Annotated in this window: 1 protein-coding gene; it reads left to right on the top strand. The window is 36.4% G+C overall.

Annotation, left to right across the window (positions count from 1 at the left end):
- On the top strand, nt 1-258 hold a 258-nt coding region (locus tag KA828_RS10670; RefSeq protein ID WP_172406091.1), incomplete at its 5' end, for a transposase.
- Between the last annotated feature and the right edge of the window lie 50 nt (nt 259-308).

Genomic DNA, 308 nt, shown 5'->3' with positions numbered 1-308 from the left:
AAATATTCAAAAGCTTGCGCATCATTGGATGATGGATTCGAAGACGCCTTTCAATATACCGTACAAGGAAATTCCCACAATCGACTAAAGAGTACCAATCTAATTGAACGACTGAATCAAGAAGTACGCAGAAGAGAAAAGATTATTCGCATCTTCCCCAATCAAACATCAGCCAATCGCTTAATTGGAGCCGTTCTTATGGACCTACATGATGAATGGATTTATTCTTCAAGAAAATACATCAATTTTGATAAGTAGAAATGGTAAAAACATTGTATAGCATTTTACACAGGAGTCTGGACTTGACT

The sequence above is a fragment of the Staphylococcus sp. GDY8P85P genome (genome assembly GCF_017892405.1).
Lineage (GTDB): Bacteria > Bacillota > Bacilli > Staphylococcales > Staphylococcaceae > Staphylococcus > Staphylococcus borealis.
Note: the sequence above shows the minus strand (reverse complement) of the source record. Positions and strands in the feature narration are given on the sequence as shown.